Origin of the sequence: Salipiger bermudensis, assembly GCF_020171625.1 — a bacterium.
Taxonomy (GTDB): domain Bacteria; phylum Pseudomonadota; class Alphaproteobacteria; order Rhodobacterales; family Rhodobacteraceae; genus Salipiger; species Salipiger bermudensis_B.
The window spans coordinates 16,008-38,119 of the sequence record NZ_JAIUZY010000020.1 but is presented as its reverse complement, the minus strand read 5'-3'; the positions used below and the strand labels follow the sequence as shown (position 1 = coordinate 38,119).

The window sequence follows — 22,112 nt, the reverse complement described above, 5'->3', positions numbered from 1 at the left end:
GCGCGTCTGCGCCTATGTCACATGCCTTCAGAGACCATCTCATGGAAAACCACTTCGAAAGCCGCGTTTCGCGGGGTGACGCTCGATCAGCAGGTCACCAATCCCAACATCACGGTCGGTCGCTTCAGCTACTATTCGGGCTATTATCACGGCCACAGCTTTGACGATTTCGCCCGCTACCTCGTGGCCGAGGACGGAGCCGACCGCCTTTTCATTGGCAGCTTCTGCTCCATCGGCTCGGGGGGGGCCTTCATCATGGCTGGCAATCAAGGCCACAGGGCCGATTGGATCAGCACCTTTCCGTTCTACTGGATGTCTGAAATTCCGGCTTTTGAGGGAGCGCAGAACGGGTATCGGCCCGCGGGCGACACGGTGATCGGCAACGATGTCTGGATCGGCTCCGAGGCGATCATCATGCCCGGGGCCATCGTCGGCGACGGCGCGGTGATCGGTACGCGGGCCGTGGTGACGCGCGACGTTCCGCCCTACGCCATCGTGGCCGGCAACCCCGCGTGCGTCATCCGCAGGCGCTTCGAGGACGCGCAGATCGCGCTCCTGCTCGAGCTGCGGTGGTGGGACTGGACCGAGCTTCAACTGCGCCTCGCGATGCGGCTGCTGACTAGCGACGATATCAAGGCGCTCCACGAGCATTGGTTGCGGGAGATCCGCGTCGACTGAAGGTCGTGGACGCACCTCGTGTCATTCGGGCAGCGTCTTGGCGGCATGGGGCTCGAAGCGAGATTGCGATGAAGTGGCGTGCCATGCAGTCGGGCGGGTCGTTGTGCCTGGCGATGGACCAAGGACTCTGTGGACATGTCACGCTGCGGCGGGAGGGGCTGCCTACTAAGCAAGTCATGACCTGCCCCCCGCGAAATCCCTCACCGTGATGTAGAGTCTGCGCCAACTCTGAAGGAGCAGACACATGCGAAAGAGCCGTTTCACCGAGGCACAGATTATTGGGATGATCAAAGAGCAAGAGGCCGGCATGCCGACTGCGGAGGTGTGCCGCAGACACGGTCTGAGCACGGCGACATTTTACAAGCTGAAGGCCAAGTATGGCGGGATGGAAGTGTCCGAGGCGGCCAGGCTGAAGGCGCTCGAAGACGAGAACGCCAAGCTCAAACGCCTGCTGGCCGATACCATGCTCGACAACGTCGTGCTGAAAGACTTGCTGGGAAAGAGCTGACGACATTGACGAAGCGGCGAGACGCGGCGCTCCGGGTGATGCGGGATCATGACATCTCGCAGCGCAGAGCCTGCAAGTTGGTTGGTGTCGATCCAAAGACAGTCCGGCGAGAACGCCGGCCGGACTGTGCCGAGATCCGCAAGGAGATGCAGGAGATCGCCGGCAAGCGACGTCGGTTCGGCTATCGCCGGATTGGCGTCCTGCTGGAACGCAAGGGCATGATCATGAACCACAAGAAACTTTACCGGATTTACCGGGAAGAGGGACTGTCAGTGAAGCGACGACGTGGCCGGAAGCGCGCGCGCGGAACAAGGACGCCGATGCCTTCAGCGGCATGCGTCAACGCGCGCTGGTCCTTGGACTTCGTGTCCGACAGGTTCGGCGCCTCGCGGAAGTTCCGGATTCTGGCGGTGATCGACGACTGCACCCGGGAATGCCTGTGCCTTGTCGCAGACACCAGCCTCTCCGGCGCACGGGTTGCTCGGGAACTGAGCGCCCTGATCAGGGTCTACGGCATGCCCGGCTGCATTGTCAGCGACAATGGAACCGAGTTCACCAGTCGTGCCATCTTGAAATGGGCCGACGAGAACGAGGTGCCGTGGCACTACATCGATCCGGGTAAGCCCCAGCAGAATGCGTTCATCGAAAGCTTCAATGGCAGCCTGCGAGACGAGCTGCTGAACGAGGAACTCTTCGACAGTCTGGGCGATGCGCGGCGGAAGCTGGCCCTGTGGCGCTACGACTACAACGCGGTCAGACCGCACTCTTCGCTGGGCAACCAGACCCCGCAACAAGCGCGCCGAGCGCTTGAGCAATTTGAGGGCTCCGCGCCCGCCGCGCTTGCGTCCGACGAGGCGCACGAATACCAAAGTCCAACCAGCAGACCCTCGTTATGAATGAGGGACCCGCAGGGGGCAGGTCAGCTCTGGCAGAATTACGACAGGAACGCTTGGGCCATGGCGATCCAACTCTGCGATGATGCGAGGCGAGACCTTTTTCTCGAACGTCCAGATGTATGAAAGAAACTCTCGGTCGGGCAATTGCTCTGGACAGCCTGTAGCCATGTCGAAGCGCACCGATCCGTAGTTTGAATAGACGCGGTGAGCGACACCCATAAGACATATCCGGCGTGGTACACGGAGCCACACCACCAAGTCAGTCCGTGGCAGGCGAATGTTGAGTGTTGACGGGGTGTTGCCGTCCATCACCCATCGCTCGCGACTGACGAGAGACAAAACGCGAGCGCGCTGCTCGGCGCGGTTCCGAACCTGCCAACCGGGAAGCCAGCGCACGTCTCTGTCATAGGATTGATACTCAAGTCCGTATTGTTCGGCGATCCTGAGCGACAAGGTGCTCTTGCCAGCACCCGAACAGCCAATCACGAGGACGCGATTGGCTTTCGCTAAACGTTCAGCAGCGTGGGGTATAGAAATGAAATTTGGCAAGGCAATCCGTTCCTCGATCACATACATCGATAAATGCTGTGTTCTCGAAGGGACTGCTTTGAAAGGCAATAGATCACGGATGGAAGCCGCGTCGTCGGATCGTCAATTTCATTGCCCGACAATATCTCTCGATACGGTGCCTGCGAGCTTCGACAAAAGGTAGTCGGCGACGAGAGAGACATGCGCCTCGCTCTTTGTCGGTCGATGAACCGAAATCGCCACATCGGGCAGTGAGGGGAACCCCTCCCTTCCGTCGATGATCTTAAGTCTGGCGGGGATGGTTGAAACCTCCATCACCGACACACTGGCGTTTTCGAGAATGGCTTTCTCCACCAGCCCTATACTGCGGGTGGAATAGGCCACGCGCCAAGGTCGGTCGATGCGCCGCAAGGCGTCAAGGGCAATGTCGCGGCAGACACATCCCGTTGGAAACAGCACCAGCGACAGCGGTGCCGCCGGGTCGTCCAGATAGTCCGGCGCAGCGACCCAGTGAATCGGTTCGTATCGGGCGATCTCGCCAGCGACGGCATTCGTCGGGTGGGTTGCGACGACGACATCGAGGGCTCGTCTGTCAAGCTGAAGGAGCAGATCGCCGGCATTGTCGCACGTGACTTCCAGCTGTAGCCTAGGATAATCTTTGCTGATGGCAGCGAGGATCGGCGGCAACAGGAACGTGGCGTAGTCGTCTGGTGCTCCAATCTTAACCAGCCCCGCCGCTTCGGGCCGCTGGATGTGTGAGAGCGCGGCGTCGTTCGCAGCGAGGATGCGATTGGCATAAACCAGCAGGGTTTCGCCCGCATGTGTGACCGCTACAGATTGACGGCTTCGGTCGAAAAGGCTCCTTCCGACGATCTCTTCGAGCCGCTTCACTTGAAGGCTCACCGCCGACTGGGAGCGACCGACCGCGTGCGCTGCGTGCGTGAAATTGAGATGGGCCGCTACGGCCACAAAGGACCGCAGGAGGTCGATTTCGAGGTCGCGCTTCATGGCTAGATGATACGCTATGCTCATCACCCTTAGCAAACCTATTCATTTCAGAAATCGAGAAAGCTATCCTATTTTCCTCTCGGAGGTGATCGAGATGATGAGAACTCTTGCCCAGAGCATGTTCGTGGCAACAGGCACGTCACGCTTGGCAACCGTATACGGCCCGCTCTAAAGATATGGATACCTGTACCAAAGCCGATTTACCCAGGCCTGTCCTCACCGTCGCAGGATTGCAGCGAGGGTTCAGACGCCTGCTTCCGGTATCCATCTTAATAGTACCCTTTGGTATTGCCTTCGGTGTTGCTGCCTCGAAAGCGGGGCTAACGCCCGCACAGGCCATCGCCATGAGTGCGCTCGCCTTCTCGGGCGCGGCGCAGTTCGCCGCCCTGGACTTCTGGCCGGGACCCATTGCCTTCGCATCATTCACCCTTGTGGCGCTTGCGATCAACGCGCGCCATGTTGTGATGGGAGCCGCGCTGTCCCCTTGGGTGAACCGCCTTTCCCCCGGACGTCGGCTCCTATCGGTCGTGCTGCTCACTGACGCGAACTTTGCCGACACGCAGCCCGCGCTCCGGCAGGGGGAGCGCGATCTGGGCATTCTCGTTGGTGGAGGTTTCATCGTCTGGCTGACTTGGGTGGCGGGCACCGCGCTCGGCACCCTCGGGGGCGCGGTTATCGGAGAGCCCGCGACCTACGGCATCGATGTGGTGATGGCTTGCTTCTTCGCTGCGGTTGTCGTTGGCATGACCGCGGGTCAAACGGATCGGATCGGCGCGCTGATTCCCGTTGGAGCGGCAGTCGTGGCGTCGGTCGGCACACTGACTGTTCTTCCCGTGGGCTGGAATGTGATCGCCGGAGCGCTTGTAGGCGGCGCCGTCGCGGTGGTGCGTCATGGGTGACCCCGTCAGCAGCACTTGGGTCGCGATCAGCCTCTTGGTCGCCGTGACGCTGGCGACCCGGCTAGCCGGGCCTTTGGCTATGGCCCGCATCGGGGCGTCCCCGCGGGTCGAGCGGTTTCTCGAAGGGGTTTCGGTCTCGGTCCTCGCGGCCCTCGTCGCTTCCATCGTGGCCCAGGGCGGCACGCGAGAAGCAGTGGCAGTCGGCCTAGCGGGCGTCGTGATGCTGGCGACGCAGAGTGCGGTCTGGGCCATGATCGCGGGAATGGTTCTGGCGGCAGGCTGGACGGCGATCATAGCGATATAAGAGTGCCAGCTGGGTGCGCCATATCGGAGCGCCCGAGTAGAACCGAACTACTGTTACGATAGCCTCTATAGTGAACCACCGGCCACGCAGTCTAAACCCAGATCGCACATGATGCTACATTCCCAGCCCGATCTGTCAAAGCCAGCCTTCGTACACTCTGTCGCATTTAGAAAATTGGGCTCGTAGCAGACCTGCGGCGGCTCGCCGGGACGCATGGCCAGATTGGCGGCGCTGCGTGTTGCTTACGGCCCAGACCTGCCGTTCCGTCCCTGGCCGAATGCCGCTGTGCAGCTTCACCACACCGGCCATTCGTCCTTCGCGCAGCATTTTCAGATGATGAAGGTCGGCAGGGCGTACCAAGCGGGCTTTCGCTGCGGATGCGCCAACGGCTACTTTTTCTACTCTTCATCAAAAAATCTCATGACTGCGCATCGGCGTGGTCCTCATGCCGCACCTCTTTCATCGCCAGCCCCATGGCCGCGCTCACCAGCAGGCAGGCCGGGATGGTGAGCAGGGCTGTCGCGAATGCGTCGCCGCTCATATCGATCAACAAACCAACAAGCGGCTGAAAAATGAGCGCACCGCCTATGCCGATCATGTTGACGAACGCGACGACCGTGCCGCTGATATGTTTTGAGTGACCTTCCTTGGCGGCTGCGAAGGTAAGCATCTGCGCGCCCCCGAACAAACCGCCCATAAACAGCATGGCCGAGAAAAAGAGCACGGAGGTGCTGTCCGAGTAGATCGCCGCGCTGTAGAACGCTGCTGCCAAGGCCGCGTTCGACACAATGATCCATTTTCGATGGCCGATGCGATCTGAGACCCAGCCGGCCGCGACTGAGCCGAACGCCATCCCCCAGAAGATCATGGAAATTGCGGTCTCCGCGTTCACCGCTGTGAGCCCGTGGTCGGCCGTCAGCTCTGCCTTACCCCAGAGGCCGCCGAAGACATTGACCGGCATGTAGTAGAGCGCGCCCAGGATGGCGATCCACCAGATGCGCCCCTCGCGGGCAACTAGGCGAAGCGGCGCGAGAAGCGGCTGCGTTTCCGCAGCCAGGTCTTTCGGGTCGCGCAAAGTGAACAAAGCCACGACGAACAGCGCCGTCCCGGCTGCGGCCGTTCCGAAGAAGACAGGGCGCCACCCGGCCTGTTCTATCATGCCGGTCAGGGCCACGGCCCCGATAGCAGTGCCCAGCATACCGATGGCATTGACCGCCCCTGACAGGACCGCAAATCGGGACGGCGCGAACCAGTGATTGACGATATAGAGACCGCCGACGAAGCCGAAGGACGCGCCCAGTCCGGTCAGGAACCGGCCGACCGCGGCAAGGAGCGGACTGGATGTAAACGCAAAGAGCGCCACCCCGGCCGAAAGGGTCAGGATCGCTGGCACGACGAAACGCCGTGGCCCGTAGCGGTCGAGAACGAGCCCGACGACAAGCTGCATTGGCGCATAGATCCAGAAGAAGACGCTCGACAGCGTGCCGAAGCCGCCGCTGCCAAGGCCGAACCACGCCGCGATGTCATCGGCGGCGAGGGACGGCTCGATCCGCGCGACGAACTCGAACAGGAAGAAGAGCGCTAAGACGCAAAACGCGATCCATGCGCCGGGCCGGGCGGTGGCGTTGTCGTTCGATAAGGACGCAGGAGCCATGTCAGGTACCAGGAACCTGGACACCCAGCTCCTCAAGCAGGTTATAGTAGGCGATGATGGTGAGCACTCCGAGCGAGATCGCCGCGATGATCTTAAATTGGAAACCATGGCTGTGATGCTTCTGGCGGTCGCGGTGCGCGGTTACGTCGATCATTTCGTCTCCAAACCAGATGGAAAGACCGGTTCCGATGGCCGACAGCGCGAGCATCGACCAGTTGGGCCATGGCACTGTCAGAAGCGTCTTGAGTAGCCGGGTGAGAACGCTGTCGTCGTAGGCCTCCGGAACGAGCGAGAGTACGATGAGATTTAAGGCAACGGCCATGCCCCAGACGCCCACTTGCGTCCAGAGCATCCGCACCCCGAAAAGCATCCGCAGCGGGAAAGCGATGATGAATCCCCCATCCGCAACGGGCGTGCAGAGGACAAAGAAACTCCAAGAGAGTGCTGCCAGCCATGCGCCGGTGGTCGCGTCGAACTTCCAGCTCAAGTAGCCGAAATAGGCTATCAGGATGGCAAGCAGCAGCAGAAAGCGCCAAAGGCTTTCACGATGCGTTGGGTGCTGGATTGAGAAAGGAAGATGCATATCGAGAAAGTTGCCTAAAAATTGCAGCTCGGGCGGCCATTTTCACGGTGGCCTTGCCATCAATGCTATCGACCACGAGCAGTTTTCACAGGTTTGATACATAACCGCTTTTGCTTGATGGCCGCTCGCTCGGCTAGATTTTATAAAACTGGAGCGAAGTCATGCGTTTTGCAGTTTTGACAGCCCTTTCGACAGCTTTGGTGGCGTGTACCGAGGCCGAGTTCGATGCGGCCTTTCCGATCCATCCGCCTTCTCCTGCCGTGAGCGCGGGGCGGCCTTGCTGAGCGTGTCCTTTGACGACACCTCGTCTCAGGCGATCTGGACAGATATTTTTGGTACGCAGACCTATACCGTTCTGGCCGATGGTCAGTCGTTCCGCTGCTCGGTCCGTGACGGCAACATTGTAGGGTTTTCCCGGATTTAACCTGCAAAAGACAATTGGCACACCGACACGAAAAAGTCGAAGACCCTAGCCTTGCAGCACTTCCATCTGTCGCAGCTCCGGGACGTTGGCCTCGAGTTTATCACGCTCCTCAGCCATTCTCTGGTCCTTTCCAAGTGGCATCATTGTATCTCAATGGGCGAGTACTTCAGAGCGGTCATTTCACCTACCAACAGCCTCTTGCCTCGACGCACGCGCGCTGGCAGGGTTCGAACTACAGCGACCGCACGGGACTTTGCCACCACTGTAGACCTCAACTTACTGGCAAGCAGGGTAATTCGCGCGGTCGGCTTCGGAGACATCGACCGGGCACTCGGTGTTGATATTTGCCTCGGAGATGTCGTTCTCGGTGACGAAATTGTCGTCTTCGACGCAGGCCGCCAGAAGGGCCAGCAAGAATGTTGCGGTAAGTATCCGGGTCATGGTGAAGTCCTTTGTTGGGTAACTTAAATACTAGTCAGCGACTGCAATGGGGAGTTGCTCGCCGAGCGCAGCCGGTCATGGCCCGGCGGGCCAGAGCATGTTGAACACGAACATGACCGCGAAGACCGCGACAAACACGCGCCAGTCGAACGATCTATTGCCCTCTGCTGTTGTGATTTTCATTTTTCGTAGCACGAGCAGCGTTCCAAGGATCAGCACCGCAGCGATAACCGCATGGATAAGATCAATGTGCATGTGCTTTTCCTGTGAACCTTGCGAAGTCACGAATGTCAGCTAAGCTTTTTCATGTCTAAATTGAGGTTATATGAGAGGATCATCCATGGGTAGACAAATTTTCAGTTTTGCAGCCGCGTTTTCGCTATCGGCAACGGCCATTGCAGCACAAGTCAGCGACGATGAATCGGTGACGGGCACGTGTGTGCTCAGCTACCTTGGCAAGATCTATGCAAACGGGGCCTGCGAGGGGACCATCTCTGACGATGCCCTGACTGATCTCAGCGGAACGGCCGATGGTTCGGGGGCTTCGTGGCAGCTTGTCATCGACAGCGCTGCAGGCTCCGGGGTACTGATCGGAGCTGACACCTTTGTACTTGCGGATGGCGAAATCCTGTCGAACCAAGGTGGCGCGAGCTATGCTTGGCAGAACGGATATGCTCTTGATTTCATGATGGACGGAGAGAATTGACCATGCACGCTCATCTTGTCTTCGGTCTGATGGTGGCGTTGGCCACCGGGAGCCCGGCCTTGGCCCAAATGTCGGCCGATGTCCGGTTTGAACCGGGTAACTTTGGAACCAATGTCAGTGGCACGATCATCGGCGATGATTATATGGATTATCGCCTGGGGGCGCGTGCCGGCCAAGAGTTGTTTGCGGAGTTGACCGTCATCGACTCGAACGGGAACGGCACGATCTACTTCAACGTCCTGCCCCCGGGCAGCGAAGGCGTCGCAATCTACAATGGCTCGATGGACGGCAACACCGCCACGGTTGATCTTCCCGAACACGGCACATACACGATCCGCGTCTACCAGATGGGCAACGATGCCGACAGCGGCGCGACGACCGGGTTCAGGCTCGACCTGTCAATCCAGTGACGTTCGTCTCAGCTGGCACAGACAGTCTTTAGTGTTTCTCAGCAAGAGTATGCTGGGTTTCGATTCGAATGACACATCCCTCAAAATCAATCCGCTCCGGCTAGGTGCTGATTTTGTCTGGTTTTTGCTCGATGACCGAAGAGCGGACTTTGGTGTGCAATGCGACATTCGGTAGTTTGGGTTCGGTGCAGCCGTACGGCGATACAGAACAAGCCTCGACCTTGGTCCACTCCGAATGTCGGCTTCCACCTTTTGTGGGTGAACGGATCTTCGCCGCAGCGAATGTCGGCTCACCGCCCTTTGTGCCAGTGTCTAGCGTCATATCGCGGGGATTATGAATGCCGTGGGTAGGCTGAGAGTGAACTTTCGTTGCGTGGTACGAGGACGCACTCGCTGACGAGCCTTACCCCCCGGGGGTACCCTGAAAATCTGGGCAAAATCCTCCTGACCGGTGAGGGGACCGTCGTTTTCGTGCGCGGCTAATAGGAGAAAAAAGCCCACTTGTGAGGTTGGTAGCGTGCAGGCAGGAAGCTTGCCTGCGCCACCTTTTTGTCAGTCTTCCAAGGTTTGCAGCACTTGCTTGAGCCCCAGCGACAAGAGCTGGTGCTCCGCGGCGACGACACGCACAGATGCAGCGTGATTGCGAGCGAAGGCCTGTTCCGCGGGCCGCCACGTCGGCATCCACCAGGGCTTGCCGGCGGCCTGTGCCAGCCCCGCGAGCCGGGCGATGTCGGCCCGGTCATCATCGCCGAACCCATAAGTCGCGCGGCCACGGGTCAGCGCCAGGTCGAAGGGGCCGACGAAGATCCCGTCGACCAGCGGACTGGCGAGCAGCGCTTCGGCGTCGTCGAAGGCCTCGGCCGTCTCGATCATCGGCAGGCAGAGAACCTCGCGGTTCTGTCGGGCGAAGTAGTCGGGATCGGGCGCTTGGAACCGGGCCGAGCGGCCAGCGGCGTAGCTGCGGGTGCCAAGGGGCGGGAACTTGCACGTGGCCAGTGCCGCCTCCGCCTCCGCCAGCCGGCCCACGTGGGGCAGGATCACCGCGTCGACGCCAAGGTCCACGACGCGCTGCACCCAGACCGGCTCCGGCGCCTCGATCTTGGCGCAGACCGCCAGTCCCAGAGCGCGGGCTGCGACCACCAGCGCTTCGCGCCGGTCGGCGTCGAAGCCGTTGTGTTCGATATCCAGCACCACGCGGCGGAAGCCGGCATCGGCGGCCATTTCCAGCAGGTCTAGGTTCGGGGTGCTCATCCAGAAGGCAAAGCTGTTCATAATCAGGCCATCACATGGTGGGTATTGGAAGGCAGGGTGCTGCGCACCCGATCAAGATAGTCAAAGTCCAGTTCGGCAAAGGTGACGCCGGGCTGGGCCGAAGCCCGGGCGATGACGGCGCCCCATGGGTCGATCACCATGGAGTTGCCGTAGCAGGCGCGTTCGCCCGCCGGTTCCGCGTGAGCACCTACCTGTGCCGGGGCAATCACGTAGCACTGCGTTTCGATCGCGCGGGTGCGCAACATGCATTCCCAGTGGTCCTTGCCGGTCTCCATGTTGAAGGCTGCGGGCAGGACGATCAGGTCACAGCCGGCGCGCATGTGGGCCAAGAACAGCTCGGCGAAGCGCAGGTCATAGCAGATGGCAGAGCCCGCGCGGCGGCCAGCCAGGCTGTAGCTGGTGACGGTGTCGCCGCGGTCGATGACGTCGGATTCGCTGAACACGTGGCCCGAGGGGGTCTCCACGTCGAAGAGGTGGATCTTGCGGTAACGCGCGATCTCGGTCCCGTCGGGACCAAAGGTGACGCTCGTGTTGTAATAGCGCCCACCCGCAGCCTCCAGCATCGAACCGGCGTGGAAGGTAGTGCGATAGCTGCGCGCCAGGGACTGCAGCGCGCGGTAGGCCTCGCCGTCGGGTAGGATCTCGGCTGCGGCCCATTGGGCCTCCCTGCTGCCGCCGAGGAAGGTGGCATATTCGGGGGCTACCACCAGGTCGACCTCGCCTGGGGTGATATGGGTGCGGAACAGCGCCTCGATGGTGTCGAGATTGCGCAGCTTGTTGTCCCGCGAGTTCATCTGAAGCATCGCGATCTTCATGGGAATCCTTGTCTCTGAGCGGGGCCTTCGCCCCTGTTTCCTGCTATGCCCCGGGGTTACCGCCCATGGGGGACCGACGGTCCGTTTTGGCCAAGGCTCTGAAAAGCGTTGGAAACTTTTCGTTTGACCCCGAGGTCGATTCCCATGTTGTATTATGGGAAGACAAAAAACAATGTAGAGACATCCTGACAGGGAGTGACAGAATGAGACTTGGAAACCGCATCGGCGCTTCGGCCCTTGGCATCATGGCAGCTCTGGCCGCAGGCGGGGCCACAGCGCAGACCCTGAACGTGCAGCTGTCTTCGGACATCCGTAGTTCCCGTCCCGGCGTGAACCGCGATGCGCTGTCGGACATGGTGGCGCTGAACGTGGCCGAAGGTCTGTTCGCCGTGGGTGAGCGGGGGGATATCGTGCCCATGCTGGCCAAAAGCTGGACGGTGTCCGAGGATGGTACGACCTACACCTTCGCTTTGCGGGAAGGACGGGTGTTCCACAACGGCGCGCCAGTCACCGCCGACCTGGTGAAGCAAAGCTGGGAGGCCATGCTGGCGGCGCCCGACTTCAACTGCACCGGTTTCTTCGACGGCAGCCGCGGTTCAGCGGTCACCGGGATCGAGGCGCCTAATGCGCAGACCGTGGTAATCACCCTGGCAGAACCCGACGCGATGTTTCTGAAATACGCCGCGCAGTCCCAGTGCGGCGGCATGGGAGTCACGCACCCCGACAGCTTCGCCGAGGATGGCACTTGGGATCACCCCATCGGCACCGGGCCCTTCGTCTTTGCTGACTGGCGGCGCGGCCAGAACGTCACGCTGGAGAAGTTCTCTGACTACCAGCCGCTGGCGGGTGAGATCGACGGGTTCGCCGGTCACAAGGAGGCCCTCGTCGAGACGGTCAACCTTGTGGTCACCCCTGACCGCGCCACCGCCGTGGCGGCGCTGCGCAGCGGTGACCTGGACGTGGTGCCCTACCTCTCGACCGCTGAGTCGGCCGAGCTGCAGGAAGAAGACGGTTTCGTGGTGAAATCCGCTCCCCACGGCGGCATGATCACCCTGCTGATGCAGACCGAGGATCCGGTGCTGTCTTCGACCGAGATGCGCATGGCCGTGGCCAAGGCGCTGGACGTCGCGCAGCTGGTGGATGTGGCGACCAACGGACTGGGCACGCCCAATGCCTCGCTGGTGCCGATCAGCTCTCTCTACCACAGCGCGGTGCATGACCGGGGCGTGGGCTATGCCCCGGGCGAGGTGCCCGCGATGCTGGAGGCCGCGGGCTATGACGGGCAGGAGCTGGTGATCCAGACCAACCGCCGCAACCCGATCAACGAAAACGTTGCGGTGCTGGCCCAGGCGATGCTGCAGATGGCCGGCATCAACGCCCGGATCGAGGTTCTGGAATGGGCCACCCAGCTGGATCGCTTCCGCTCCGGCAGCTTCCAGATGTCGGCCTTCAACTACTCCAACCGAGCCGACCCTGTTCTGGCCTACAGCGCCGTCGTCGACAGCAAGGAGGACCGCGGCAGCTCCATCTGGGACGACCCCCGCGCCATCGAGCTGGTAGACGAGACGCTCCAGACCCCCGACGGCGAGGCGCGCCAGGCGCTCTTCGACGAGCTGCATGAACTTTACCTCGAACAGATGCCCTTCGTGATGCTGGCCAACAACCTGACCGTTTCGGTGAACGCCGACTACGTGCAGGGCTACAGCACCTGGAACGGCTTTGCGCGCCTCTGGGGCGTCAGCGTCGAGAAGTAACTGACCGATCCGACAGGACCTTCGGGGACCAAAATGACCAGATTTGTACTGTCGCGGCTCGTCTCCGCGATACCCACCCTTTTCCTCGTATCGCTGGCGGTGTTCACGCTGATCCGGCTGATCCCCGGGGATCCCGTAAGCCTGATGCTCGGCGACAATGTCGACGATGCGGCTTACGCGGCCATGAGCCATGAGCTGGGGCTGGACCGCCCGATCGCGGTCCAGTTCCTGATGTGGCTGCAAGGGGCGTTCCAGGGCGACCTGGGCCGCTCCATCACCACCGGTGAGGCGGTGCTGCCGCTGGTGCTGCAACGCTTTGCCATCACCGCGCAGCTGGTGCTGGTGGCAGTCGCGCTAGCGACAGTGCTGGCGGTGCCGCTCGGCATGCTGGCGGCCTGGCGGCAGAACTCGGCCTTCGACCTGGGCGTGGTCGTGGGCGCCACGGCGCTGATGTCGATCCCGACCTTCTGGATGGGGCTGATGTTGCTGCTGCTCTTCGGCCTGAACCTCGGCTGGTTGCCGGTGCTGGGCTATGTCTCGCCCTTCGACGACTTTGGGGCAGGGGCGCTCTACCTAGTGATGCCGGTCGCCGCCCTGGTGCTGCATGAATGCGGGATCCTGGTGCGGATGTCGCGGGCCTCGACGCTCGACGTGCTGCGGCTGGACTATGTGACCCACGCCCGCGCCAAGGGCCTGACCGAGGGGCAGGTGCTGCGCCGGCACGTCTTCCGCAATGCCTTCGGGCCGACTTGGACCCTGCTGGGGCTGATCCTGGGCAACCTGCTGGGCGGCGTGGCCGTTGTCGAGACGGTCTTCACCATCCCGGGCCTGGGCCGGCTGATCGTGGAGTCGATCTATGGCCGGGACTACCCGGTGCTGCAGGGCTGCCTGCTGTTTGTTGCCTTCACCTACGTCGTCGTGAACCTGATCGTCGACCTTTGCTATCCGCTCTTCGATCCGAGGGTGAAGACCACATGAACCTTGGCCGTACCAACAAGTATCTCGGTGGTCTGCTGATCGCCTTCTTCCTTCTCTCCGCCCTGCTTGGCTGGCTCTGGACGCCCTATGATCCGCTGGCGCTGGACCTGCGCGCGCGCCTTCAGGCGCCCGGTGCGGCGCACTGGCTGGGCACCGACGAATACGGGCGTGACGTGCTGTCTCGCCTAATGGCGGCGGCACGGACCTCCGTCACCATTTCGGCGCTGACCGTCAGTTTCGCGGTGACCTTCGGCATCGTGCTGGGCGCGCTTTCGGGCTATGCGCGCGGCTGGATCGACCGCGCTGTCATGCTGCTGACCGATACGCTGCTGGCCTTTCCCTCGATCCTGCTGGCGCTGGCGCTGCTGTCGATCCTCGGCGCCAACATCTGGGGCGTGATCCTGGCGCTGGGGCTGGCCTACATGCCCACCGTGACCCGCGTGGTGCGCGGCGCGGTCATGTCCCTGCGGGAGCAGGAGTTCATCGAGGCCTCGCGCCTGATGGGCCATCCCGTCGGCTATACCCTGCGGGCCCACGTGATCCCCAACTGCCTGGCGCCGGTGATCGTCATCGCGACGTCGATGTTCGGCTCGGTCCTGCTGACGGAAAGCGCGCTGTCCTTCCTTGGTCTGGGTGTGCCGCCGCCGGCGCCCACCTGGGGGAACATGCTGGCCGGCGCACGCCCCTACATGTCCCAGGCGTCCTGGCTGGGGATTTTCCCGGGGCTCTGCATCGCGCTGACCCTGCTCGGCATCAACCTCTTCGGGGACTACGTCCGCGACCGTTTCGATCCGCGCATGAAAGGCCTGTGATGACCGATCAAGACACATTGCTGAGCGTCGAGGCGCTTGAATTGGGGATCGCCAGCCTGCCCGAGAATCGCATCGTGCGCGGCGTCAGCTTCGACATCCGCCCGGGTGAGATGGTGGGACTTGTCGGGGAATCCGGCTCGGGCAAGACCATGCTGGGCCGCGCCGTCATCGGCTTGCAGCCCGGCGGCATCGTCGGGCGCGGCGGCATCATCCGCCTGCGCGGGCGGGATATTACGCAGATGTCCCCGCGGGAGCGACGCAAGATGCGGGGGGAGGATGTGGCCATCGTCTTCCAGGAACCGATGACCTCGCTCAACCCGTCGATGACCATCGGGCGGCAGCTGGACGAACCGCTGCGGACCCACACGAAGCTGGGCACGGCAGAGCGGCGCGCCCGCATTCTGCAGATGATGGAGCGCGTTGGCATCCCGTCTCCCGCCGACCGGTTGCACGACTACCCGCACGAGTTCTCGGGCGGGATGCGGCAACGGATCATGCTGGCCTCGGCCATGCTGCTGAAACCCGCGCTTCTGATCGCGGATGAACCGACGACGGCGCTGGACGCGCTGGTACAGCGCGAGGTGCTGGAACTGATGGTGGAGATGACGCGCGAAAACGGCACGGCGCTGATCCTGATCAGTCACGACCTGCCCATGGTCGCCCGCTACTGCGAACGAGTCATGGTGATGCGGCAGGGCGAACTGGTGGAGCAGGGCGAGACGCGCCGGATCCTAACGCAGCCGGCCCATGACTACACCCGCAAGCTACTGGCGGCGATGCCCGAACGCGGGCCCCTGCGCACCTTCGTGGAAGACGAGACCCCGCTGGTGGAACTTCGCGACCTGAAGGTCGAGTATGTCTCTCGCGGGGGGCTGCTGTCGCGAGCCAATCGCAAGCTGGCCCTGAAAGGCGCCAGCCTGTCGGTGCGGCGGGGCGAGGTGGTTGCGGTGGTCGGCGCCTCCGGTTCCGGCAAGACGACACTGGGGCGCGCGCTGGCGCACCTGATCCCCTACAGCGGCGGCGAAATCCTGTTTCGCGGCAAGCCGGTCGCCCGGGGCAGCGAGGGGTGGATGGATTTCCGCGTGAACTGCCAGATGATCTTCCAGGACCCCTTCGGCTCTCTTGATCCGCGCTTCACCATCCGGCGTGCGCTGGCCGAGGCCCTCTATCACGTGGACATCGGCGCGCAGGAAAAGGACGAGCGCATCCGCCGTATCGTGGCAGAGGTGGGGCTGGAGGAGAAGCACCTGGACCGCCTGCCGCACGAGATGTCGGGCGGCCAGCGGCAACGGGTGGCCATCGCCCGCGCGATCATATCCGAGCCCGATTTCGTTATCGCGGACGAGGCGGTTTCCGCGCTCGACGTGACGGTACGGGCGCAGGTGCTGGACCTGCTGGCGGACCTGCAGAAACGCCACGGCTTCTCCTGCCTCTTCATCAGCCACGACCTGGGCGTGGTCGAACAGCTTGCAGACCGTGTGGTCGTCATGCGTGACGGCGAGATCGTCGAGGAGGGACCGCGAAACCGGATCTTCGACGCGCCCGAGAGCGGCTATACCCGCGCGCTGCTCTCGGCGATCCCGACCCTGAAACGCAGTGGCGAGGGCGTGGAGCTAAGTTGGCGGTTCGCCGCGCCGGAGGCGGGCGCATGAGTGGACAGCGTATACTGCCGAACTGCGCGCCCGAGGCCCATGGCACCGATCCGGAGGTGCTGCTGCGCTTGCTGGATCGGATCGCCGCCGAGGGGTTGGAGGTGCATAGCCTGCTGGTCTGGCATGACGGTGCCCTGATCCAGGAGGCCTACTGGGACCCTTACGGCCGCGACCGGCTGCACATGATGCACTCGGTCACCAAGAGCTTTACCGCCATGGCCGTCGGGCTGGCCTGGGACGACGGTCTGCTGGATCTGGACGCCCCGGCGATCGACTTCTTCCCCGAGCATCGCGCGGTGGCGCCCAAGGGGATCGAGGCGATGACCCTGCGCCACCTGCTCACCATGACCAGCGGCCACGGGCGCGGCATCTCGGGCGGGGCCTGGCGTAAGCTGGAAACGAGCTGGGTCGCGGATTTCCTGCGTCAGCCGCTGGAGCATGCGCCCGGTGAGGTCTTCGTCTATGACAGCGCCTGCAGCTACGTCCTGTCGGCCATCGTGCAGAAGGTGACGGGGCAAATCTGTCACGATCTGCTGCGGCGGCGGGTCTTCGACCCTCTGGGCCTGACAGCCGGTATTCGCTGGGATCTCAGCCCGGAAGGGATTAACACCGGCGGCAACGGGCTGTGGTGTACCAGCCGCGACCTGCTGTCGCTGGGCATCCTGCACCTGCAGGACGGGCGATGGCAGGGCCGACAGGTGCTGTCGCGCGACTGGGTGCGCGCCGCCACGGGGATGCAGCTGCGCGACGTGTCGCTGGGCGTGCTGACCGGGGAGGCCTACCTCGGCCCTGGCGAAAGCCACGAAGGTGCCGAGGCTGAGCGCCGCGAAGGTTACGGGTTCCAGTGGTGGCGCGGGCCCCATGACAGCTACTCGGCCAACGGGCTTTTCGGGCAGAACTGCTTCGTCTTTCCCAACGAACGCGCGGTGGTGGCCGTCACCGCCGGCATGGACGACGAGGACAGCCGCCTGAAACGCCTGATCCAGGAACAGCTGCGCCCCGCGCTTGGCCAGTGGCGCGGCGCGGAGCTGGCTCCGCGTCTGGCCGGGCTGGACCTTCTGCCGCCGCCCCTGGGCAACGCCGCAACAGCTCCAGCGGGCTGGGAAGGGCGCTACCTCGCGCAGGACAACGCGCAGGGGGTGACGGGCCTGCAGCTGGCCCTGGATGGCGTGTCGGTCCGCCTCGGAGTCGAGGACGCGCGCGGCCGCCACGAGGTGCGCGCGGGGCTGGGCCACCGGCAGGAGGGGCTGACGACGCTCAGCGGCGCGGGCCTGCACCACGCCTACGAGTTCGAAGCACCCGGCGCCTGTGTCGCCGCCTGGGCGGCCTGGTCCGCCCCCGATGCCGAGGGCTGGAGCTGCCTGATCCTCGATTGTGCCTACGTAGAAACGGCCTTCCGGGACACGCTCCGGCTGTGGCTGCGCGGGGCCGAGTTGCGGCTGGAGCGGGAGGTGAACGTCAACTCCTCTTTCCGGCGGCTGCCGCAATTGTGTGCCACCCGCGTGTCGCAGGACTGTCCGAAGGCGCAGGAGACGACGCCATGAACGCCCCGATCCATCTGGGCCGGATGACCCAGGCCGAAGCGGCACGGCGGCTGACCGACAACCCCGTGATCCTGTTGCCTCTCGGCTCTCAGGAAGGGCAGGGGCCGCATGTACCCATGGGCGACTACCGCCTGTCCGAGGTGCTGGCCGAACGGATCGCGACCCGAAGTGGCGCGCTGATAGCCCCGGTGCTGCCCTTCGGCTACGCCGATTTCTTCCGCGATTACCCAGGCGGCGTACAGGTCCGAGCGGAGACCTTCACCGCGGTGCTAACTGACATGCTGACCAGCTTTTTAGACCACGGGCTGACGCGGCTCCTGATCCTCAACGGTCATACGACCAACGCCCCGCTGATCGCGCAGGTGACCCGCGCCCTGCGGCGGGAGCGGGGGGCGGTGATCGCATCGGTCGACCTCTGGCCCTCGGTTTCGGGGGCGGTGATGGCGGAGCAGTTCGGCGCGGCCCCGGTGAAGGGCCACGGGGGCGAGCCGATCACCTCGGTCGCCCTGCACCTGCTGGCAGGGGAGGCGCGACCGCTGGAGGTTCCGCCGCAGGACCGGCGCGGGGCGCTGCTGAACATGGCCCTGCGCGGCGTGTCGGGGGCGGATTTCGAAGGGCTGCGGGTGAACCTGCCGGTCACCGCGTCCGAGATCGCGCCCGACGGCCTGCTGGGCGGCGATGCCTCCCACGCCACGGCAGAGGCCGGCGCGGCCATCACCGAGGATCTGGTGGCGCGCCTCGCCGCGCTTGTCACCCATCTTCAAGAGGCCCCGGCCACAGGAAAGGACCTCGCATGAGCCGCTACCGTATCGACCCGATGCCCTCCCCGGCGGATTCCGCCCTGCTGGGCGCGCTGGAGCAGATCGAGACCGCGACCTTGGGCCATGTGCGCCTGACCGGCATGGTGGATCGCGGCTTACGTGCGCTTGATCCGCATCAGCCCGCGCGCGCGGGCATCGCGGTCACGCTGGCGCTGCCGCCGATGTGTTCCACCCTGATGCACCACGCGGTCAGCCTGCTGCGCCCCGGCGACATGCTGGTGGTCGACCGGCTGGGCGATGACCGTTTCGCCTGCCTGGGCGGGGCGGTGGCGCGGGCGGCGAAGAGGGCCGGCGCGGCGGGGGTGATCCTCGACGGCCCCGTGACCGACGTGGCCGAGATCCTGGCGGAGGGCCTGCCGGTCTGGTCGCGCGGCCCCGCGCAGCTGACCACCCGGCGGCTGGAGCTGGGCGGCACCCTGAACCGGCCCGTCAGCTGTGGCGGCGTGCCGGTGCTGCCGGGCGACATCGTGCTGGGCGATGCCTCCGGCGTGGTGGTGATGCCCGCCGATGAGGCCGCGGCCGAGGCAGAGGCGGGCATCGCGCGCGAGGGCCGGGTGGCCCGCACCATGGACCGCCTCGCGGCGGGCGAACGACTGGGTGATATCACCGGGGTCAATGCCCGGATCGCCGACTTGAATGATCCGAAGGATGCGAAGAGATGACACAAGACCTGCTGGTGCCCATGCCTGCCTCGGTGGCGGATGTGCTGACCGTGACTGCGCCCCGCGCGCCGTTGATCCCGCTGGTGCTGGACAGTCCGCACAGTGGCACCGTTCTGCCTGCCGAATTTCAGCCGGCGGTCGACCCAGCCATGGTGCGGATCTCGGCCGATACCCATGTCGATGACATCTTCGCTGCCGCCCCCGATCACGGCGCGCCGCTGTTGGCGGCGCTGTTCCCGCGCAGTTTCCTCGATACCAACCGGTCCTTGTCGGACATGGACCGGCTGATGGTTGCCGGCCCCTGGCCGCACCTCACGCGCGACAGCAACACCGCCCGCCGCGGCATGGGCCTGATCTGGCGCAAGGCCTGGGGTGAGACGCCGATGTACGACGCGCCGCTGTCGGTGGCCGAGGCGGAGGCGCGCATCCGCCGCTACTGGCTGCCCTACCATGACGCCCTGCGTCAGCTGCTGGACGGGGCCTTTGCCCAGTACCGCCGGGTCTGGCACATCAATTGCCACTCGATGACGGACGCGGGCCACGCCATGTCCTCCGACGGGCTGGGCACGACCCGCGCCGACATCTGCATTGGAGACATGCTTGGCACCTCAGCGGGGGCCGAGTTCACCGGGCTTCTGCGGGAAATCCTGATGGAGGAGGGGTTCAGCGTGGCCATGAATAAGCCTTTCAAGGGGGCCGAGCTGACGGAGGCCTATGCCAACCCTGCCATCGGGCGCCACTCCGTCCAGTTCGAGATCAACCGCCGCCTCTACATGGATGAGGCGACGCGGGAGCGCAGCGGTGATTACCCGGCCTTCAAGGCGGCGATGACCCGGCTGGTGGCGCGCGTCGCCGACTACGTGAAGGCGGAGGTGGCCTGATGGCACGCATGAATTTCTACCGTCTGCCGGCCAGCGCCATGTTTGCGGCCCGCTGCGATCCGCGGTTCCATTACTGCACCTACGTGCCCGAGAGCTACGATCCGGAGGGAGCGAAGACCTACCCGCTGGCGGTGCTGATCCACCACAGCAAACGCGATGCCCAGGCCCTGCGCGACCACTACATCGCCTTCGCCGAGGCGCATCACTGTGCGCTGCTGGCGCCGCTGTTCCCCTGCGGGATCACCGGCCCGGACGATTTTAACAACTACAAGCTGATGCGCCACGGCGGCGTGGCCTATGACGAAGTGCTGCTGGGCATGGTCGAGGAGATCGCCGAGGTCTTTCGCCTGCAGACCAACCGCTTCCTGCTGTCGGGCTTCTCGGGGGGCGGGCAGTTCGCGCATCGCTTCCTGCTGCGTCACCCGGACCGGCTGCGCGGCGTCTCCATAGCGGCGCCGGGGACGGTGACCCTGCCGGGCGATCCGCGCGGCTGGTGGGTGGGAACCGGCGACATGGCGACCTCCACCGGGGCGGCCTTCGACGCGGTCGCAGTCGCCCGGGTGCCGATCCAGCTGCTGGTCGGGGCGGACGACACAGCCGAGGGCATGACGATCAAGCCCGGTTCGGATTTCTGGTGCGAGGACGGTGCCAATGACGCCGGGGCAACCCGGGTGGCGCGGCTTTCTGCGCTGGAGGCGGCGCTACGCGGGATAGGCGCAGCGCCCGAACGCCGTGACCTGCTGGGCGTTGGCCATGATGCCTCGGCCCTTCAGCCGCCGGTGGAGGACTTCTTCGCCCGCCTGCTGGCCGGTTAGTCCAGCTTCGCCGCGTCGCCCGGATCGCGGCTGAGGTGACGATCGAGGATCTGCGCGGCAGTTTCTGGATCGCCGTCCTCGATCGCGTCGAGGATGGCCAGGTGGTCGCGCGCAGCCTTGCGGATATGATCCGCGCTCAGCTCTGTGAACTCCACCACCTCGGTCATGCGGCGCAGGCTGTTCTGGCGTCGGATCGCCTCGGTCAGGAAGCGGTTGTGGGCCCAGCTGACGACGGTGGCGTGAAAGTTGGCGTTGGCCTCGAACCATTCCGAGCCGGCAATCCGGTCCACTGGCGTGTCATGTAGGCGCTGCTGCTGCGCGCGCAGTTCGGCCAGTTGCGCCAGATCGGGGCGGAAGCCCGCATCGCGCAATGCGCCACATTCGATGATGACCCGGAAGCCATAGCTGGCGTGGATAGCCTGCGGATTGTCTAGGGTTTCGGCAAACCGCCAGCCGTGGCCGGTGCGACGTTCGGCTAGGCCGGCATTGGCGAACCGCATCAGCACCAGTCGGATCATGCCGCGGGTGGTGCCGAAATGCTCTGCCAGTTCCGCCTCCGACACCTCGGGGGCGATCGCGCCCGAGGCGCGGGCGGTCATCACCTGATCGTAGAGCGTTTCGGTCTCCGATTTCGGCAACAGTGCGGAAAGGTTGTCGTTCTCCGCCGGCAGCCCCTGAAAGCGGAAGCCAATGTTCGGGATCTTGCTAAATAGGCCCCGTTCTTCCAGGTGCATGAGGACACGGCGAACCGGGGTCCTCGACGTGCCCAGAAACTTCGCCAGCGGCGTCTCCGAGACGTGCTCTCCCTCTTTCCAGTGCCCGTCCTTCGCAAGGGTAAGGATCTTCTGGGCGATCTCGGCCTGGAGATTGCTCAGACCGTCGGCTGATGTGATTGAACTGGCACTCATGTCTGCGTCTCGGGGTCATGCAATTTCACTTCACCTTGGCTGGTGAGTAGCGAGGTAGCCGAAGGGCTGTCCCGTAATACGACATATTTCGCAACAAGAGAACCTGAGCGCGATAACCTGGCTTCAAACGACGGCGAGTGCATTCCGTAGGAGGAGGGT

General features: G+C 63.8%; 23 protein-coding genes and 2 pseudogenes. 16 read left to right on the top strand and 9 right to left on the bottom strand.

All coding sequences use genetic code 11. The annotated features are described in order from the left end of the window. The first annotated feature begins 41 nt into the window (after positions 1-41). From LCM15_RS21575 to LCM15_RS21565, 3 genes and pseudogenes are all read left to right on the top strand, one after another. Positions 42-678: pseudogene (locus tag LCM15_RS21575) on the top strand (CatB-related O-acetyltransferase). Between the two features lie 244 nt (positions 679-922). Continuing rightward, positions 923-1,075: pseudogene (locus tag LCM15_RS22870) on the top strand (transposase); the annotation flags it as partial. Further along, positions 1,003-2,082 (top strand): IS3 family transposase, encoded by a 1,080-nt coding sequence (locus LCM15_RS21565; protein WP_318246074.1) that lies wholly within the window; start codon positions 1,003-1,005, stop codon positions 2,080-2,082. The pseudogene LCM15_RS22870 and the gene LCM15_RS21565, both read left to right, overlap by 73 nt. Here the strand turns inward: LCM15_RS21565 and LCM15_RS21560 are convergent. Together LCM15_RS21560 and LCM15_RS21555 are read right to left on the bottom strand one after the other, a co-directional pair. Then, the gene (locus LCM15_RS21560; RefSeq protein ID WP_224859886.1) at positions 2,077-2,658 is read right to left on the bottom strand and encodes a hypothetical protein; all 582 of its coding nucleotides are present in this window, start codon (positions 2,656-2,658) and stop codon (positions 2,077-2,079) included. The two genes, LCM15_RS21565 and LCM15_RS21560, sit on opposite strands and share 6 nt — an antisense overlap. An 81-nt stretch (positions 2,659-2,739) precedes the next feature. Further along, a complete protein-coding gene (locus LCM15_RS21555; protein ID WP_224859885.1) occupies positions 2,740-3,618 on the bottom strand; it encodes a LysR substrate-binding domain-containing protein in 879 nt (292 codons plus the stop codon). A 176-nt stretch (positions 3,619-3,794) separates the two neighbouring features. On the opposite strand from LCM15_RS21555, the gene LCM15_RS21550 reads away from it, so the two are divergent. Both LCM15_RS21550 and LCM15_RS21545 read left to right on the top strand, forming a co-directional pair. Continuing rightward, the gene (locus tag LCM15_RS21550) at positions 3,795-4,517 is read left to right on the top strand and encodes an AzlC family ABC transporter permease (protein WP_224859884.1); all 723 of its coding nucleotides are present in this window, start codon (positions 3,795-3,797) and stop codon (positions 4,515-4,517) included. Continuing rightward, the gene (locus LCM15_RS21545; RefSeq protein ID WP_224859883.1) at positions 4,510-4,821 is read left to right on the top strand and encodes an AzlD family protein; all 312 of its coding nucleotides are present in this window, start codon (positions 4,510-4,512) and stop codon (positions 4,819-4,821) included. Before LCM15_RS21550 ends, LCM15_RS21545 begins: the two co-directional genes overlap by 8 nt. A gap of 418 nt (positions 4,822-5,239) precedes the next feature. Here the strand turns inward: LCM15_RS21545 and LCM15_RS21540 are convergent, their stop codons facing one another. From LCM15_RS21540 to LCM15_RS21525, 4 genes are all read right to left on the bottom strand, one after another. Continuing rightward, complete coding sequence (locus tag LCM15_RS21540; protein WP_224859882.1) at positions 5,240-6,475, bottom strand: MFS transporter; 1,236 nt, start codon at positions 6,473-6,475, stop codon at positions 5,240-5,242. A 1-nt stretch (position 6,476) separates the two neighbouring features. Then, positions 6,477-7,058 carry a hypothetical protein gene (locus LCM15_RS21535; protein ID WP_224859881.1) on the bottom strand — a complete coding sequence of 194 codons (582 nt, stop codon included), beginning with the start codon at positions 7,056-7,058 and terminating at the stop codon, positions 6,477-6,479. A 700-nt stretch (positions 7,059-7,758) separates the two neighbouring features. Then, the gene (locus LCM15_RS21530; RefSeq protein ID WP_224859880.1) at positions 7,759-7,923 is read right to left on the bottom strand and encodes a hypothetical protein; all 165 of its coding nucleotides are present in this window, start codon (positions 7,921-7,923) and stop codon (positions 7,759-7,761) included. Positions 7,924-7,998: 75 nt separating this feature from the next. Then, positions 7,999-8,178 (bottom strand): hypothetical protein, encoded by a 180-nt coding sequence (locus LCM15_RS21525; protein WP_224859879.1) that lies wholly within the window; start codon positions 8,176-8,178, stop codon positions 7,999-8,001. Between the two features lie 85 nt (positions 8,179-8,263). Here LCM15_RS21525 and LCM15_RS21520 point away from each other — a divergent pair, with 85 nt between their 5' ends. Further along, positions 8,264-8,629 (top strand): hypothetical protein, encoded by a 366-nt coding sequence (locus tag LCM15_RS21520; RefSeq protein ID WP_224859878.1) that lies wholly within the window; start codon positions 8,264-8,266, stop codon positions 8,627-8,629. A gap of 2 nt (positions 8,630-8,631) precedes the next feature. Then, positions 8,632-9,039 carry a hypothetical protein gene (locus LCM15_RS21515; protein ID WP_224859877.1) on the top strand — a complete coding sequence of 136 codons (408 nt, stop codon included), beginning with the start codon at positions 8,632-8,634 and terminating at the stop codon, positions 9,037-9,039. A 552-nt stretch (positions 9,040-9,591) separates the two neighbouring features. On the opposite strand, the gene LCM15_RS21510 is transcribed toward LCM15_RS21515, so the two are convergent. Together LCM15_RS21510 and LCM15_RS21505 are read right to left on the bottom strand one after the other, a co-directional pair. Continuing rightward, positions 9,592-10,311 carry an HpcH/HpaI aldolase family protein gene (locus tag LCM15_RS21510; protein ID WP_224859876.1) on the bottom strand — a complete coding sequence of 240 codons (720 nt, stop codon included), beginning with the start codon at positions 10,309-10,311 and terminating at the stop codon, positions 9,592-9,594. 2 nt (positions 10,312-10,313) lie between these two features. After that, a complete protein-coding gene (locus LCM15_RS21505; RefSeq protein ID WP_224859875.1) occupies positions 10,314-11,126 on the bottom strand; it encodes a carbon-nitrogen hydrolase family protein in 813 nt (270 codons plus the stop codon). 203 nt (positions 11,127-11,329) lie between these two features. On the opposite strand from LCM15_RS21505, the gene LCM15_RS21500 reads away from it, so the two are divergent. From LCM15_RS21500 to LCM15_RS21460, 9 genes are read left to right on the top strand one after another with little or no spacing between them, the layout of a single operon-like run. After that, positions 11,330-12,880: an ABC transporter substrate-binding protein gene (locus tag LCM15_RS21500; RefSeq protein ID WP_224859874.1), complete on the top strand. Its 1,551-nt coding sequence runs from the start codon at positions 11,330-11,332 to the stop codon at positions 12,878-12,880. Positions 12,881-12,913: 33 nt separating this feature from the next. Then, positions 12,914-13,858, top strand: a complete 945-nt coding sequence (locus LCM15_RS21495) for an ABC transporter permease (RefSeq protein ID WP_224859873.1) — start codon at positions 12,914-12,916, stop codon at positions 13,856-13,858. Beyond that, positions 13,855-14,670, top strand: a complete 816-nt coding sequence (locus LCM15_RS21490) for an ABC transporter permease (RefSeq protein WP_224859872.1) — start codon at positions 13,855-13,857, stop codon at positions 14,668-14,670. The genes LCM15_RS21495 and LCM15_RS21490 overlap by 4 nt, the downstream gene beginning before the upstream one ends. Positions 14,671-14,687: 17 nt before the next feature. Then, entirely contained in the window at positions 14,688-16,322 is a 1,635-nt protein-coding gene (locus LCM15_RS21485; protein WP_224859871.1) for a dipeptide ABC transporter ATP-binding protein, read from the top strand. After that, the gene (locus LCM15_RS21480) at positions 16,319-17,866 is read left to right on the top strand and encodes a serine hydrolase domain-containing protein (RefSeq protein WP_224859870.1); all 1,548 of its coding nucleotides are present in this window, start codon (positions 16,319-16,321) and stop codon (positions 17,864-17,866) included. Before LCM15_RS21485 ends, LCM15_RS21480 begins: the two co-directional genes overlap by 4 nt. Next, on the top strand, positions 17,863-18,663 hold the full coding sequence (locus LCM15_RS21475) for a creatininase family protein (protein WP_224859869.1): 801 nt from the start codon (positions 17,863-17,865) through the stop codon (positions 18,661-18,663). The genes LCM15_RS21480 and LCM15_RS21475 overlap by 4 nt, the downstream gene beginning before the upstream one ends. Then, positions 18,660-19,349: an RraA family protein gene (locus LCM15_RS21470; protein ID WP_224859868.1), complete on the top strand. Its 690-nt coding sequence runs from the start codon at positions 18,660-18,662 to the stop codon at positions 19,347-19,349. Before LCM15_RS21475 ends, LCM15_RS21470 begins: the two co-directional genes overlap by 4 nt. Further along, a complete protein-coding gene (locus tag LCM15_RS21465) occupies positions 19,346-20,230 on the top strand; it encodes an N-formylglutamate amidohydrolase (RefSeq protein ID WP_224859867.1) in 885 nt (294 codons plus the stop codon). Before LCM15_RS21470 ends, LCM15_RS21465 begins: the two co-directional genes overlap by 4 nt. Further along, a complete protein-coding gene (locus LCM15_RS21460; RefSeq protein ID WP_224859866.1) occupies positions 20,230-21,045 on the top strand; it encodes an alpha/beta hydrolase in 816 nt (271 codons plus the stop codon). The genes LCM15_RS21465 and LCM15_RS21460 overlap by 1 nt, the downstream gene beginning before the upstream one ends. Here LCM15_RS21460 and LCM15_RS21455 read toward each other — a convergent pair. Continuing rightward, positions 21,042-21,953 (bottom strand): GntR family transcriptional regulator, encoded by a 912-nt coding sequence (locus LCM15_RS21455; RefSeq protein WP_224859865.1) that lies wholly within the window; start codon positions 21,951-21,953, stop codon positions 21,042-21,044. The genes LCM15_RS21460 and LCM15_RS21455 overlap by 4 nt on opposite strands. Positions 21,954-22,112: the final 159 nt, after the last annotated feature.